General features: G+C 58.6%; 15 protein-coding genes and 1 pseudogene. 10 read left to right on the top strand and 6 right to left on the bottom strand.

The genetic code is table 11. The features are described from left to right. Positions 1 to 361: 361 nt before the first annotated feature. Positions 362 to 592: a hypothetical protein gene (locus tag FJ434_RS20005; RefSeq protein ID WP_140751627.1), complete on the bottom strand. Its 231-nt coding sequence runs from the start codon at positions 590 to 592 to the stop codon at positions 362 to 364. Between the two features lie 176 nt (positions 593 to 768). On the opposite strand from FJ434_RS20005, the gene FJ434_RS30300 reads away from it, so the two are divergent. The 3 genes from FJ434_RS30300 (at position 769) to FJ434_RS19995 (ending at position 1,797) form a co-directional block, all read left to right on the top strand. Further along, the gene (locus tag FJ434_RS30300) at positions 769 to 1,086 is read left to right on the top strand and encodes a hypothetical protein (RefSeq protein ID WP_246676103.1); all 318 of its coding nucleotides are present in this window, start codon (positions 769 to 771) and stop codon (positions 1,084 to 1,086) included. Beyond that, positions 1,040 to 1,468: a Crp/Fnr family transcriptional regulator gene (locus FJ434_RS30295; RefSeq protein WP_246676102.1), complete on the top strand. Its 429-nt coding sequence runs from the start codon at positions 1,040 to 1,042 to the stop codon at positions 1,466 to 1,468. Before FJ434_RS30300 ends, FJ434_RS30295 begins: the two co-directional genes overlap by 47 nt. 83 nt (positions 1,469 to 1,551) lie before the next feature. Continuing rightward, entirely contained in the window at positions 1,552 to 1,797 is a 246-nt protein-coding gene (locus tag FJ434_RS19995; protein WP_140751629.1) for a hypothetical protein, read from the top strand. Positions 1,798 to 2,576: 779 nt separating this feature from the next. Here the strand turns inward: FJ434_RS19995 and FJ434_RS19985 are convergent. Next, entirely contained in the window at positions 2,577 to 4,757 is a 2,181-nt protein-coding gene (locus FJ434_RS19985; protein ID WP_246676101.1) for an EAL domain-containing protein, read from the bottom strand. 221 nt (positions 4,758 to 4,978) lie between these two features. On the opposite strand from FJ434_RS19985, the pseudogene FJ434_RS19980 reads away from it, so the two are divergent. Then, a pseudogene (locus FJ434_RS19980) lies at positions 4,979 to 5,106 on the top strand (aldo/keto reductase); the annotation flags it as partial. A gap of 410 nt (positions 5,107 to 5,516) precedes the next feature. Here FJ434_RS19980 and FJ434_RS19975 read toward each other — a convergent pair. Beyond that, complete coding sequence (locus FJ434_RS19975; protein WP_246678379.1) at positions 5,517 to 6,983, bottom strand: winged helix-turn-helix domain-containing tetratricopeptide repeat protein; 1,467 nt, start codon at positions 6,981 to 6,983, stop codon at positions 5,517 to 5,519. Positions 6,984 to 7,138: 155 nt separating this feature from the next. Between FJ434_RS19975 and FJ434_RS19970 the strand changes: the two genes are divergently transcribed. Together FJ434_RS19970 and FJ434_RS19965 are read left to right on the top strand one after the other, a co-directional pair. Continuing rightward, positions 7,139 to 7,396, top strand: coding sequence for a hypothetical protein (locus FJ434_RS19970; protein ID WP_140751635.1), 258 nt, complete (start codon positions 7,139 to 7,141; stop codon positions 7,394 to 7,396). Positions 7,397 to 7,417: 21 nt separating this feature from the next. Next, entirely contained in the window at positions 7,418 to 7,897 is a 480-nt protein-coding gene (locus FJ434_RS19965; RefSeq protein ID WP_140751637.1) for a LysR substrate-binding domain-containing protein, read from the top strand. A gap of 194 nt (positions 7,898 to 8,091) precedes the next feature. Here the strand turns inward: FJ434_RS19965 and FJ434_RS19960 are convergent, their stop codons facing one another. Beyond that, positions 8,092 to 8,520 (bottom strand): nuclear transport factor 2 family protein, encoded by a 429-nt coding sequence (locus tag FJ434_RS19960; protein ID WP_181166195.1) that lies wholly within the window; start codon positions 8,518 to 8,520, stop codon positions 8,092 to 8,094. Between the two features lie 141 nt (positions 8,521 to 8,661). Between FJ434_RS19960 and FJ434_RS19955 the strand changes: the two genes are divergently transcribed. The 3 genes from FJ434_RS19955 (at position 8,662) to FJ434_RS29850 (ending at position 11,162) form a co-directional block, all read left to right on the top strand. Next, the gene (locus tag FJ434_RS19955) at positions 8,662 to 9,603 is read left to right on the top strand and encodes a LysR family transcriptional regulator (protein ID WP_246672797.1); all 942 of its coding nucleotides are present in this window, start codon (positions 8,662 to 8,664) and stop codon (positions 9,601 to 9,603) included. Between the two features lie 331 nt (positions 9,604 to 9,934). After that, positions 9,935 to 10,150 carry a hypothetical protein gene (locus FJ434_RS19950; RefSeq protein WP_140752317.1) on the top strand — a complete coding sequence of 72 codons (216 nt, stop codon included), beginning with the start codon at positions 9,935 to 9,937 and terminating at the stop codon, positions 10,148 to 10,150. A 601-nt stretch (positions 10,151 to 10,751) separates the two neighbouring features. Continuing rightward, positions 10,752 to 11,162: a hypothetical protein gene (locus FJ434_RS29850; protein ID WP_181166119.1), complete on the top strand. Its 411-nt coding sequence runs from the start codon at positions 10,752 to 10,754 to the stop codon at positions 11,160 to 11,162. A 567-nt stretch (positions 11,163 to 11,729) separates the two neighbouring features. On the opposite strand, the gene FJ434_RS19935 is transcribed toward FJ434_RS29850, so the two are convergent. Both FJ434_RS19935 and FJ434_RS19930 read right to left on the bottom strand, forming a co-directional pair. Further along, positions 11,730 to 13,199: a prolyl oligopeptidase family serine peptidase gene (locus tag FJ434_RS19935; RefSeq protein WP_140752315.1), complete on the bottom strand. Its 1,470-nt coding sequence runs from the start codon at positions 13,197 to 13,199 to the stop codon at positions 11,730 to 11,732. Further along, complete coding sequence (locus FJ434_RS19930; protein WP_140714350.1) at positions 13,196 to 13,945, bottom strand: hypothetical protein; 750 nt, start codon at positions 13,943 to 13,945, stop codon at positions 13,196 to 13,198. The genes FJ434_RS19935 and FJ434_RS19930 overlap by 4 nt, the downstream gene beginning before the upstream one ends. A gap of 101 nt (positions 13,946 to 14,046) precedes the next feature. Between FJ434_RS19930 and FJ434_RS19925 the strand changes: the two genes are divergently transcribed. Continuing rightward, complete coding sequence (locus FJ434_RS19925) at positions 14,047 to 14,703, top strand: TetR/AcrR family transcriptional regulator (RefSeq protein WP_181166118.1); 657 nt, start codon at positions 14,047 to 14,049, stop codon at positions 14,701 to 14,703. Positions 14,704 to 14,805 lie beyond the last annotated feature (102 nt).

The raw sequence follows: 14,805 nt of genomic DNA, 5'->3' as shown, positions 1-14,805 counted from the left end.
GGTACACGCCGGTCGCCATCAAGAATAGGGACCATGGATTCAGCAAACTGTGTTGCGATTGATCCTTGAATAAATAGAGGCGATTCGTACAGGAATAGCAATTGGCCCGAAGTGCCTCTGTTGGGTCTCAGATCTCTCACGGGCTGTGCAGCCGTTGCCGTCTAGTGGATAGCTTTGCTGGCCCTGCTGGGTCGCCACGGCAGTCTGTACAACCGCAGGAACATTCCCCGCGCTTTGGAGTTGGACATCTGTCGATTGCCCAATCAAAGCACTGGAACTGAGGGGAGCTCGTCTCGGCTGACACCAGGGCCGGTTTTCCAGCATGGCCAGGACGGTCATCCCCATCCAGCTGTCATAGCGATCACTTGGGCTCTCTGTGCAGCGCATCGGACACTGTTTGACGCAATTGCCACCCGTCTATGGACTTCTGCACGTCGAGCGAAATAGCTTGCGCGGTGGTCGGCGCGGCCCACGAAACGAGGGCAACGCTGATCGAGAACGAGATCAGCAAAGCGAAGGCGGTCGCGAACAAAACGTGGTCCCTCTTTGGATGCACGAGCTTAACCGCCGCCTTCCAAGCTTGTTCATTCACGATCCGTGAGCCTGTGTGTCGTGGTTAATCCATGCTCAACGAGCCGTTGGCAATTTTATGGGCGGCCGTTTGCTAAGCGCGCCAATGGGGCGTAGCCTCAGACATCGGTCGCCGATTTGCCCGGATGCTGCCGACAGTGAGAGGGTACGTGCTCTTGCCCGATAGGGAGAAGAGCCATGCCTCAATCCAGCTTTCGCAACCATGTCTTGAATACCCTCACGCCCGAGGATTTCGCGCTTTTGCGGCCATCGATGCATCACGTCGAACTGGCCATCAAGGCCGGGCTGGAGATCGCCTATCAGCCGATCGAGCATGTCTATTTTCCCGAGACGGGCATCGCGTCGGTTGTCGCCGCCATGACCGGAGGGCGGCAAAGCGAAGTCGGCATCATCGGCCGCGACGGCATGACGGGGATAGCGGTCGTTCTCGGCCAGGACCGATCTCCCAATGAAACCTATATCCGTCGCCAGCAACGGCTGGTGCCTGCCGGTTGAACATCTGCGCATCGCGATTGCCGAGAGCCAGACCCTTCGCCCGTCGCTGCTACGCTACGCCCACGCATTCCTGATCCAGTCGTCGCGAACGGCGTTGGTCAATGGCCATTCCAAAATCGAGGAACGGCTCGCCCGCTGGTTGCTGATGGTCAACGATCGCGCTGAAGGAGATATCATTTACCTGACGCACGAATTTCTGGCGACCATCCTCGGCGCTCGGCGCCCGGGCGTTACCACCGCCCTCCAAATGCTCGAATATCGGGGGATGGTTCATGCTAAGCGCGGCGAGATCACCATTATCGACCGCGTTGGAATGATAAAACTCACAAATGGCGCATATGGCGACGAGGAGCAACGTCACTTCGGCGTGGCGTCCCGCTGAATGGTCGGAAACAGACAGAGCCTTGAAGATCGCGAACTATTGGCAGTAGATGGCCTCGGTTTGGGTCCAGAGAGGAATTCTCGATGACCAAGGCTTTCCACACCATTACGATTGACAGAGCCGCCGAGGCCTATGTCCTTTCCAGAGGCAGAGCCCGGTTTCTTTCCATCGCACAGGCCATCCGCGCCATCCGAACACTGATGCCAGCCTGCAAGGCCACCGACCACGACTTGGAGGAAATATTGGCAGCGGCATGCATCATTCATAATGTGCCCGTCGCGTTTGACACCATAACGGTCGATGGTTCCGAACAGCGGCTGCATCCATAGGCTTCAAATGTCTCCGCTTGGCGTCACGCCTACATCGGCCGCTCGCCAAGCAATCGTCCGCTACCTTATTGATAATGTCGACCATCCGAGCGTTTCCATATCGGAGGTCCTCCATGCCGTGAGAGAGGTGCTCCCGCTTTGCGAGTTAACGGATTGGGAACTGGCCGATCACATAGCCAGAAGCGCTAGCGACGCCGGAATTATCGTTGAGTTCGACGCGAACATGCCCTAAGCGGGATTTGGGGATGGATAGCACGGCAATCCGACGTGGGAAGAGAGCACCATGCCCTTGATCCTAACGGGAAGAAACAACGTCCTTCATTAGGCGACCACTCATCAACCCATTCGACACTACGAAGCCGCTTCGGTCCAAGACCGAGTGATCGAGCGCACCCGCAGCTGCGGACTTCCCGTCGAACAGGATGAGGCGGGTTCGGAATGATTGCGTCAAGAATTAGCCGCAGCTCACCGTGCACTTATGAGCGATGAGGACTCGCCGCTGCTTGTCCCATAGCGACGCAATCGTAGGGATTTCGCGATCAGATGGCCTGCGGCCCAATCCCCGCTGGCTTATGTCCATTGAGGATTCGGTAGACCTGCATTCGTGAGCAGCCAACCACCGCAAAGCGCCTCCAGGTCGGCCGTTGAGATAAGCTTCGCCCCTTGTAAGCAGACATCGCCGGCCACCACGCTGAAGGTCGTGGTTGCGCCACGAGGGCTAACATCCAGCCGACCCTGCGCGACTTGCAGTCCCACCCACCCGGCACCTACGGACCGGGCTACGAGGCTTTTCGCCATTTTTCCCCTGCAATCCAGCCCACCAGTTGATCGGCAGGCATCGGCCGGGCGAAAGCGAACCCCTGCAGAATGTCGCAGCCCAATTCTCGCAGAATCCGGGCTTGCTCGATCGTCTCGACGCCCTCGGCGACGACTTTGATCCCAAGAGACCGTCCTATGTCGATGATGGACGCAACCACACGTCGCTGTTCGGGCCTGTGTACGATGGGTTCGATGAGCTGGCGATCGATCTTGAGGTGGCGCGGCTTGAGCTTCAGCAGGCTGACGATGGATGTATGGCCGGTGCCAAAATCGTCTATGTCGATGCCTATACCCATCTCCCTGATTGCATCGATATTCCATGCGACCCCATCGTCTAAGTCGTCGAGGAAAATTGACTCGAGCAGCTCGAAAGAAATCGCGCCCGGCCTGATATTGAGTTCGCGAAGGCTAGGAATTAGGCGGTCATCGCTAAGGCGTCGGAACGAGACATTGACCGAAACCGAGGGCACTGCAATGCCTTGCGACTGCCATTGGTCGAGGTCGAGCAACGCTTGCTGCAGGATGCTGCGATCGATCGCAGCCAAGACATTGAGATCCTCGGCGATCCGCAGGAAGCGGATCGGACTGAGGATGCCCTCTTTGGGGTGCTGCCAGCGCACAAGCGCTTCCACCCCGATGATGTCGAGGGATGTTGCGTTGAGGAGCGGCTGATAATAGGGGTGGAATTCACCCCGCTCGATGCCGCTGAGAATTTCATCGGCCATATGCTTGGTCGTTTCAATTTCACTTTGCAGCGCCTTTGAAAAGAATTCATGGCGGTTGCGGCCGCGGCCCTTGGCCCGATAGAGCGCGATGTCGGCGTTTATCAACTCGCGAGGCGTGTCGATGTCCGCGCCCGTCTCGAGGGCAATCCCTATGCTTGCGCCCAAGCGGCAAAAGTGCCCCTCGTATGGTACCGGCTGTCGGATCTCGGCGATGATCTGATCGGCAAGATCGGCGAGGCCTTGGGCGTCTGCATCATTGAAACAGGCTATGACGAATTCGTCGCCACCGACGCGCGCGACGAAATGCTGCCCTGCGACCTTAGCATTTAAAAGCCGGGCAACGTGAACCAGCATGGCATCGCCGGCCGCGTGTCCCAGTGTGTCGTTAATCTGCTTGAAGCGGTCCAGATCGATGTGGAGCAATGCCAAGCTATCGCCTGGAAGTCGCGACCGGTTGCGGTACTGGTTCAAGATTTGGTCGAGATAGCGCCGGTTGGGGAGCCCGGTCAGCGCATCATGGAGGGCCTGGGTTTCGATCCGCGCCTTAGCGGCTTCCAGTTCTACGTTGCGAGCCTCGGCAAGCGCCTTTGCCGTCGTGAGCCTCTCTTCCAAGGCAACTTCGTCGGTGATGTCCCAATTTGCGCCGATGAATTTTGGCGTTGCGCCGTCGTCCTGAAAGTAAGTTGCGCGGGACCTAAGAGTGCGGATTTCACCGTCGGCCCTTACGATCCGGAATTTCGCGTTGAAGGTACCCTTCTCCTCAATGGCGCGTGACATCGCTTCAAGGGTCTTTGCAGCATCTTCGGGATATAGGGCATTCTCCCAGTCGGCGGCGCGAAGGGATTTCCGCTTTCGCGGAATGCCAAAAATGTCCTGCGTCCTGTCGTCCCAAAACAGCTCGCCAGTTGCCAGGTCGCCCTCGAACACCCCTATTTGCGAGGCGCCCAGCGCCACTTGCAGGCGACGCTCGCTTTCCGACAGCGCTGCCTCAGCGCGTTTTCTGCGGTCGATATCCACTGCCTGCACAGAGAGGTAACGAACCTGGTCCTCGTCGCCATGCATCAGGGTCACGGAAGTCAGCGCCCAAATGGTCTCGCCGTCCTTGCGGATGTACCGTCGCTCTGCCTGATAACCCTGGATCTTTCCGGCAATCAAATCTTCGGTCTGCGTGCGCGCCGTCGCCATGTTGTCGGGATGGACAATTGTCGTGAAATGGATACCGACACACTCGCCGGCCGTGTACCCAAGCACATGGCTTCCGGCCCGATTGGCGTAGACTATCACTCCGTCAGTATTGAAAAGGAACGTCGGGATCGTTGCGTTTTCTACGAAATTGCGCAGCACCGCCGCGCCCCTGCCGAAACGGAAGGGCGTCACATCCGAATCATTCGAGTTAGTTTCTGTTGTTTCGTTCACGGCAAAATCATACCTTATAAATCTTAAGAATGACTCACTTCCAACAGCCAATAGTTGGCGTTATACCGGTCGGCTGCGATGGTTTGGGTAAGACTCGCTTAGAAAGGTACTACGCCTGCCTGCAGCAGCCCTGCCGACCTTTGGCATGCAGCCTGCGCTCGCATTGCTGCCACACCCCGAAACACAAACCCCATAGCTCACCGCTTGCGGCCCGCCGGGTCCTGAACCTTTACCACCTGTTCAACCGTGAGGAGGAGCGGGAGATGCTGCCGCTGTGTCTGCGGAAGGAGTGGGAGCCATTCCCTGGTCGCCGCTCGCGCGTGGGCGCCTAACGCGCCCCTGGGCCGATCAACCTACGGTCGGATTTTCGGTGGGTATGAGCGCGCATCGCAATTCAGCCGCGAGTACAAACGCTTATTCGGGCGCGGACATGGTTCAGCCGATCGTTGACCCCGGACCTTAATGGCTGCTAAGGGCCTATGGGGTGCCAGAAGCCGACATTCTCTTGCCGGCCCCCCAACGTGCCGGATCGCAATGGGCCCTCTTGTCGGACGTTGGGCAACTTTACTTTCGCTCGAAATCGGACGGTCTGCCGAAGGTAACATGAGTGCGTTGCACGACGATGGGCCTGATCCAGCAATGACCCCGCATGTCAGGTTCCTACAGTATGGCAGGTTGTCATGTCGATGATCATCGCCATCGTGTTCTTACTGCTCACATGCACCCACATGCAGCGATGGTTCTCGGACCGACTGGATCCTACAAAAAGCCGGCCTTTCTGAAGCCGGAGAGGAAGAGCTCGAAGGATGACGGGTCTGCGAAGGGAAGGTGGGCAAGGTAGCCAAGCGAGAGGTCCGGTTGCCGGCTCAGTGTGGCCTCGACTGCGACACGCGCGTTTTCCATCTCGCCCAGATGTGCGTAGGCCGCCGCAAGAAAGGCATGGATGAAGAACTGGTCGCCGGCCTTCCGATAAGCGTCGATGGCCTCGGCATATCGGCCGAGCAGGAAGAACGCGCTGCCCTTCACCTCCCAGAACCAGACCGGGGGCAACGGGTCGAGCAGTATGGCCCTTTCGAGGACTGCCAAGGACTGCTGAGGCTGGCCGCCGTAGTTGAGCCAGCTTGCATAGTCTCCGGCAATGTTGACGTCGTGCGGATTGAGCGTGCGGGCCTGCTGGAAATGCAGTCCGGCATCCCCATGCTGGCGCATATGTACAAGCACGAGACCCATGCTCTGGTTGCAGATGCCGTCATTCCGGTCGAGCAGGAGCGCTGTGCGCGCAGACTGCAAGGCACTTTGCAGCGTGCGAGGATCGCGGTCGTACCAGAATCGCGCAACCAGGCACTGCGCCAGATAGGCATGACCTTGAGCAAAAGCCGGATCGAGTTCGGCGCTCCGGGCGAACATGGATTCGCCCTTGTCCATTTCATACTGATGGTAGTGCGCGCGACCCTGCAAGTAGTAGTCGTAGGCGGCCCAATCGGCCGGCGGGGTTCGCCGCGAGCGGCTAGTCGCATCTGCCTCGGCAGCGCCTTGGACGGTTGAAGCCACGAGGGCCGCCACCTCCTCCTGAACCGAAAAGATGTCCTCAAGCGCCCTGTCGTAGCGTTGAGCCCACAAATGGAAGCCGCTGGCGCCGTCGATCAGTTGCGCCGTGATCCGGATGCGGTCCCCGAGCCGTCGCACGCTGCCCTCGACGAGGTAGCGCGCGCCGAGTTGCCGGTGGACTTCCGCGGGGTCCAGCGCTGGCCCACGAAACTGAAAAGATGAATTGCGCGCGATCAACACGAGCGACCGGTATCGCGCCAGTTCGGTGATGATATCTTCGGTGATGCCGTCGCTCAGATATTGTTGGTCCTGATCGCCGCTCAAATTGGCAAAGGGCAGCACGGCGATGGTGGGTTTGCCGGACGGCGCGATCGGTCTCTGCACTGAACCTTCCACGCGCTCGACAGGCGCGGTGAAGCGGTAGCCGACGCGAGGCACGGTGGCGATCCAGTCGCCACCTTGGTCGGTAGGGCCGAGCGCCTTCCTCAGCGTCGCAATCTGGACGGTGAGATTGCTTTCCTCGACCGCCAGGCCCGGCCAAGCAGCTTCCATCAGCTCGGCCTTGGTCAGGATGTCGCCGGGCCGGGCCGCAAGCGTGGCGAGCAGCGTGATGCCGCGATGCCCGATGGAGATCGGTATCTCCTGCCGCAGGAGGGTCCCCCTCTCAGGGTCGAGCACGAAGGGACCAAAGGCGAGGTGAACCCGTTGCATCCCGCCATATTAGACGTTTCGGAATTTTTCGGAACAGTTTCGGCCACGCTTTAGTACGCAGGTCCGCGCATCCGCCAAAGTAGCGTCATCGATTTTAGCAGCACCAACAAAGGACGAGCCAAATGAGCGCGCAGCTTTTTCTTACCTCAAGGTTCTACCAGTCTTTCTGGAGCGAACAGCCGACGTGGACGACTGGACCGACATCGGTCTGGGCGAGACTCATCGCCTTGCGCGGCCTGGTCGCGGTCTGGCGCGAGCGCATGTACTATCGCGAGGAGCTGAAGCGACTGGCGCAAGATGGGCCTCAGCGGATCGACGACGTCGGTCTCACCCTGGCTGCCGTCGAGGCGGAACTTCAAAAGCCATTCTGGCAGGCGTGATTTGCATCCATAGTTTGAACTATTACAGGACTACAGGACGGGTCGCTGGACGCCGCGTTCCTGCGGCCCAACGTCGCCGGAATCGAGGCATTCCATCTCCACGTTCTTTCCGAGGAGCCAATGCTCGTTGCGCTACCCGCCAGCCACCATGCCGCCGCGCAGCAAGAGGTCGACCTTGCAACGTTGAGCAAGGAAACGTTTCTGCTGGTGCCGCGCTGGTTCGGTCCGACATTCTATGACAGCATCATTGGCGCTTGCCGCAAGGCTGGGTTCGAGCCGGTGATCGGCGAGGTGGCGCCGGTGATTGGCTCGGTCGTCGTGCTCGTGGCTGCGGAACTCGGCGTGTCGATCGTGCCGGCATCGATGAGTCGGCTACAGGTTGCGGGGATCGCGTATCGACCGATCGCGGCTGACGCCCCGATCGACGCGGTAGCTCTGGTGCATCGGCGCCAGGAGACATCGCCGGTCGTGCGCAATTTCGTCGCGCGAACACTCGCATGAGCAGAATTCCCCGAGTTGAATATCTATCTACCCGCGGCAATGCCACCGGCCGGGCACTGCCGGATGTCCTTGAACTCGGAGCTGCTGGCGATTTGAAGTCTTGATTCAGTATCGCTAGAGAGGATGAGACGAGTGTCATGAGATTGAGGGGGCGAGTGGTGCGGCCCGAGGGCCGCCGGCCCGTCGCCGCGAGCTTAGGCCGTCACGATCTTGCCGTCCCACTCGCCACCCGAGGGAACCGAGGCGTGCTCATGGAACAGCTTCCAGCTGCCGCCGCGCCGCTTGAAGCAGTCCGTCTGGCGGACGAGCGCGTGCTTGGCGTCACCGTTCTTGAGGACGATGTTGACTTCCTGGATGGTGCAGACCACGCCCATATCTCCGCTGACGGTGACGTCTTCTTGCAGGATATTGATGCCGCACGACTTAAACCCTTTGAAGACGCGATCGAACATCTTCATTGCCGGCTGGATGCCGCGCGAGGCAAACGGCGGGATGTCGAACCACAGCGCGTCGTCCGCCCAGTGCCGCGTGCTTTGTTCGCCCGTCATGGAAGCCGCCATCTCCTTCACGATCGCAATCAGAGCTTCCGTGTCGCCCTGCTGATTTTCAGCAATCTTGGTCATTTTCATTCTCCTTCATCGAGTTGCTCGGGCTGCCTTCAACCTGATATGGAGAAGCTAGCCCATCCCTTGAAGGAGGGGTAGAACGGTGAATGGAATAGGAACAATTCCCAAATTGGAATGGTGGAGGTGCATTTGGATCGGATGGAGGCGATCAGGCTCTTCGTTCGGGTAGTCGAGAGTGGCAGCTTTTCGGCCGTAGCCCGCTCGCTCGGCGTCGGCCAGCCGGCCGTCAGCAAGCAAGTTGCAGCGCTCGAGGCGCACCTAGGTGCGCAGCTGCTGCAGCGCACCTCACGCAGCCTCACGCTCACCGAGGCCGGCCGCGACTTCTACGAATCCGGCGTTCGGCTGCTGGGCGACCTCGAAGCCGCTGAATCGCGGGTGGGCCGGGGTCGGGTGGCACCGTCGGGGCTGGTCCGCGCCACGGTTGTCCCGGTCTTTGGTCGCATCTACGTCGTGCCGCGGCTTGAGCAGTTTTTCGCCCGCTATCCCGACGTGTCGGTGGAATTGGTCGTGGCTGACCGGATGATGAATCTGATCGAAAACGGTATCGACCTCGCCGTGCACAACGGCGACCTCTCCGACTCCAGTTTGATTGCCAAGAGGATCGCGCAGACGCCGGTCGTAACCGTGGCGACCCCCGCTTATCTCGAGGCTCACGGCGAGCCGGCAATACCGGCCGAACTGGAACAGCATTCCTGTATCATATACGCGCCGCAGGGTTCGTCCCGCGTATGGGGGTTCCGGGATCGCTTTGGTCCCGTCATGCATAATCCCAAGTGCGCCTTCCGCACCAACGATGCGGAACAAATACGAGCCGCCGTCCTGTCCGGCATCGGAATCGCTCATGCTCCCGGTTGGTTGTTCGGAGCAGAGATAGCATCAGGCGCAGTGCGCGAAATCCTGACGGACTATGCGCCGAGGCCATTAGCAATCACAGCCGTGCGGCCAGCGGGCCGCTTCCTCGCTAGCAAAGTCCGGGTCTTCGCCGATTTCCTCGCCGAACTCTTCGCCCAGGAGCCTAGCCTTGCGCTCAATCGTGCCGGCACGGAGGGTGTGACCTTAAGTTGGTCTAGTCGTGATTAGTCGCTAGTAGCCAACCCGTTGATATCGCTAGATTTTGTCGTAGCTATTCAATTGATCTGTCGGACTCCTATTGGTTAGCACGGCACTGGCCAACTAACCAAAGGACCACTCCGCAATGGCAACCAAAATCGACACTCTCAACCGCGAACTCCGCAACCGCGTCAAGGCAGGCAAACCCAACCTTTGGTCGCACGGCAACGGCTTGTGCTTCGCGCTCGCCAAGAACGGAGCGGCGTCATGGTTATCCGCTACACCGTCAACGCCAAGTGCCGCGTGATGACTCGAACCGCATTCCGACCCGATCAGCGAACGCAAGCTGAAAGAACTGGAAATGGTCGCAATCGAGTATCGCGACAAAGTGAAAGCCGGGATCGATCCCCTTGCAATGCGCGAGGCAACCGCGAACCGATCGAAAAGCACTTCGGGCGACACCTTTGAAACTTTCGCCCGCGACTACATTGCGCAGCATGAAAGCGATTGGAAAAACGAGAAGCACCGCCAGCAGTGGGAAACACGCTCACCCAAAACGTTTACGCCAAGGGCGTAGTGACGATTTAACTACCTGAGCCAGATAGCGATAGCGGCAAGTTTGACAAAGCCCATGAAGTTGGCGAGCATCGTAGCCGTCGCTGGCCAGGCGCTCGGCAAAAGCTTTGCCGATTCCAGAGGATGCTCCGGTAATGACAGCGACGCCCAAAGAACTCCCGGTGGAATTGGTCACCTCCGTCCTCCCAATGTTTCGTGCCGATGAATTGACCCCTGAATGTCCAACAATATCGATCGGTTTTGTACTAACCAAATCTCGTCCTGAGCTCAGAGCGGTGCTGCTCCTTGAAGGCAAGATGCGGCTTTCTAGCGGGCATGCCGAAAGCGGATCGTTCGCATCAAGGCGGTCGAGGGGCTGTGGGGGGAAGCCTTTGTACGGGCAGGCATTAGAAGCTAGCTCCTAAAATGGGAGGGATGTCCTCTATTAGAAGAGTCAACTCACCACATTTCCCGAGTGCACACGCGCGCCTGACAGCACACCCGATCACGTCAAAATCAATTGCGGAATTCACACCCCTGTCGCACTGTCCGGGTTTCGTAGCTTTCGAGGAGGAAAGGCTATGTTGTACCCCGGTCAGTGCTTGGAGCCGTGCGAGATCGACATGCTCTCTCGCGTGTGCCGCATTGTATGCAACGAGAACGGCACTCCCCTTGAATCGCAGCAGGCCCAGCGCATCGCGTCCCATCTGCTCAAGCTGTTTATGAACGGCCTGATAACCGAGGAGGAACTACTGGACGCCGAGAGGAACCGGGCCGGACGGCTAAAGCAGCCGCTCCAGCATCAGCTTCCGCCCCGGAACGTTATGGCCGACAGCCGTTGCACCTCGGCTAGGAAGTTGCCCAGCTCCCCGGCCGGTGCCGCCTGCCTTTTCACAGACGGCGGCGAAGCAATTGAGGCAGAGTTTGTGAATGCTGGAGCAGGCGTTGAAGCCAGCCAGTTCACTGTCGCTGTCCTGAACGAGGCAATTGAGGTTGGTGATCTCGGAGCTCAAGTTCCGCACCCCGTCAAGTGAGAGCAAGGTAGCGCCCAAACTCAAGGTCTGGATGGACGTCCGCTCAGCCTTCCCACTGTTGGCCACGCGGCGCGGTGGTGCCGCGGTGCCCGCCAAGACGGGCCGTAAGCGCCGAGGCTTTCCCCGTGCTATTTGCCTACGATCCAGTCCAACAATCGGGGATCTACGATCGGAGAGCCGGTATATACCCGGACAAGTTCCTCAGCGTATTTTCGCCACTCGCTCTCCGGGATGTTTTCTTCCAAGAGCGATTTTTGAAAGGTCGTCCTCAGAATATCCGCATCGAGTGCTGACAGTCCGTGTTTCGCCATGTTTTCCCTCGTGCCCCACGAGGGCGAAAGTCATTCCTCGTGCGCGGCCGCACGATAGCAATTGGAGATGGTTTGGCGAGTCAAAATCCCGTGCTGGCCTGTCAGTCGGCCCCGCAACGGACTTCCGCTGCAACCCAGCTTTGCGCCTCCATTTCAGACGTTCGGAAACCAAGAACGGGCGTTCGGATGCGGACATTGAACCCATCTGCATGAATGAGTTCCCCATTCGGCTCGGCCTTTGCGTTGCGAAGCAAGCTTACGCCTTCACCTCCTTGAAGAGCCAATCCCTCGCGGCGTTGATGTAGAAAAACTTCCGCGCGGAACCCATGTGGTCGACGCCTTTGAAAGTCAGAAATGTGATGTTGCCGTCTTCCGATAGGTAGCCGTCGATCTGATTGGTCAGCGCTTTCTGGTTATTTAGTGGGAATATGAGCGTTGGGTCGAACTGCTCGGCAGGCCGGGTTACCTTGGCTCCGGCTTTTTCCCACACTGGCACGCACTTCTCATTCCAGGGTGTCGCCTTATTGTCGTCGGTGCCCGTGATGATCAGGACCTTCTGCTTGGCAAGGGTGACAACATCGCTGGGTCGCTGCTGGCCGGCGATGATGAGTCCCGCTGCAAAAGTTTCTGGATGTTTTGCCATCAGCCACAGGGAAGTCATGGCGCCCATTGACCACCCCGTGCAGTAAACCCTTTTGGGATCGATCTTCAGGACCTTGTCCCTCCGATCGTCTAGATTCGGGTTGCCATAATTCCAGGTGTTGCTGAGCAACGAATCGACCAGCCGATACGTATTTTCAACGTCGTACGTGTGCTCCCAATAATCGTTCATCGTGGTGCGCTCATAGCGCGGGGTGATAATCACGCACTCATGTTTGTCTTGCTCTTCCGGCAAGCTCCAGATGCTGGCGATGCATTGTTCAGCCAATGTCTGAGCGCAAGTACCGTCGTAGCTGGTTCCCGAATGGGTGATCGCGAGGAGGAGAGGGTAGGCTTTGTTTTCGCCGCCTTTCTCGAGGAACGACTTTGGCAGGTAGATACTGTATTCGAGCCAGGCGGAACGCGTATCGTCCCACCACCAGTGGTTCTGTTCCCAGGCGTCCACACCGCGAATGACGACCCTGTTTCCGCGCCGGCCGGCATTGGTCCATACGGTTCCGGTTGCGGCGTAGACCGAGCCGCTTGCCGCTCTGACGCTCTTGTCCTGTGTCAGCGCGACCTTGTCGCTGTCTGCGGTTGGAAGGCTGAGGTCGGGGTCATGCTCGAATTCGGTGATAACGTACCGGCCGGCAACGCTCTTTTGGTCGGGACGCAGCGCAGGCTCGGCGTTGGTATAGATGGTGGCGATCGCCCGTGGCTTGGCGGGGCCGGTCATAGCGTTCTTGTCGGGTTCCTGCGGCATTCCCGGGAAAAATCCTTCGGCAGCCGGGAAGACGGCCGCGCCGTATGTGTCAGTCGCTAAACTGGCGGGATCGATATCGACGTCATACTCAACTGCAATTCCGTAAGCCTTCTCGCCACCACCAGTGACTTCGCAGAGCGCATAAATGTCCTGCAGGCCGGGACCTCTATGACCATCCGAGCTCACCGCATCGTCTGGCGCAGCAGCCGAAAAGCCGTTTCCATTCTCTGCATGGGCCTCCTTGACTCCGAGCGTCGCTACGGAGGCGGCTGCAGCCAAGGTCGCGCCGATTGCCACAAAATCTCGTCTCGATACGTTGGTCATGGAGTGTCCTCACAATGTAAGGCTGTGGCGTCCTGGGAAACGCGGGCCGAGTTGTCGGTTTCGATGGCATAGAAATAGATAAGTATTCCCACGAAAACGGCTCCCGTCAGCAACGTGCTGGGGACTAGACCAATCTTGTGGGCGAGGGCATCGCCAGCGCCGGTGCCGCCGGTGCGGATAAGGGCCAGGGTCGTCCAATAGGGTATCGGCTCGCTCAGCTTGCCGTCCTGCCTCCAAAGGGTCGTTACAAGCGCGACCAGGGCAAAGAACACGATCGCGGTACCAACTGGCGTAAGACCGAGTCTAAAAGATGCCGCGTCTCCGCCGATCGTCCCCAACACGCCCGCCAGAACCATGGTGATCCAGTATATCGGGTTGACGCCTAATGACGCAGACCCCGAACGTAGCCAATAGGTTCGATAAAGCAGCACGCTCACAACGTAGCAAACTAGGACAACGGGAAGCGAAATCGAGAAATCGATCTTGTAATCATGGAATGCGTCTCCGATGTTCGTCGCGCCGGTGCGAATTATGATAATTGCGGCCCAGAAGAAGAGCGCTGTTTTCCAGGGACTGGCACGTTCGGCTATAAATACCAGAACCAGAGCCCCAATAATCCAGGGAAGCCCGGCCACATGCCCAAGGCCAAGGCCGTCTGACATAAGGTCACCGGTGTTGGTTCCGAACGTACTGGCCAGCACCAGCGCGAGCCAGTATCGGCCGTTGAGTCTGGGCAGAGTATGCATGACAGGCGCTGTTCCTTCGTCTGGACAAAAGTGCAATTTATGGTACTGTTAAGTACCATAATTGTGGCGGACGTTCGACGGTTCAATGAGGAGTGGCTTTTTTGAGCGAACGGATCGAGCAGCTTCCAACGCATAAGAGACGAGGGCGCCCACTGACGATCGCGCCACAGGCGCGTCGAGCTCTCGTCATCGACGCGGCCTATAAGGTTTTTCTAGAAAAGGGCTTTGCCGGAACGACCACCGAGATGGTCGCGGCCAGGGCCAGCGTCTCGAAACGATCCCTCTATGAGCATTTCGCGAGCAAGACCGAACTGTTCGGGGCGGTCGTGTTGAAGTACCGGCATCTGCTGCTCGATCTGCCACGCCCACCCGACGATGACCTTCCGATGATTGACAAACTTGTGAAGGTGTTCCGCCTTGATATGGACCGCGGACGCGACCAGGAACGGGAAGCGCTATTGAACCTCATTTTGCACCAGTCCGTTCTGTTTCCTGAACTGTCGGACTATCTTTACCAGCAAAAGATACTCCGGACGCGCGAAGACCTGATCGAATGGCTGGAGGCCGAGCGTGATCGTGGCGCGATCGAGATGGATGATGTCGTGCTGTGTGCGGGCATGCTGATGGATATCGCCTTTGGAGCACTGTTGCCCAGAAGGCGACAGCAGGGCGACGACGCAAGAGACCAGCGCAAGCAAGACATTCGCCAGCGCTTTCAGATATTTCTGAGAGGGATCGCGCACCAAGCTGATCGCTAAAGTCGCTTACTTGGCGATGACCGCTTACCAAATGAACGTCAATAGGCGGGGACGATCGGCTTTCTATGCTCTCATTCGAAAGCCGTCGATCCGCTAGCGGCC

It is taken from the genome of Mesorhizobium sp. B2-5-13 (genome assembly GCF_006440535.1).
Taxonomy (GTDB): domain Bacteria; phylum Pseudomonadota; class Alphaproteobacteria; order Rhizobiales; family Rhizobiaceae; genus Mesorhizobium; species Mesorhizobium salmacidum.
Note: the sequence above shows the minus strand (reverse complement) of the source record. Positions and strands in the feature narration are given on the sequence as shown.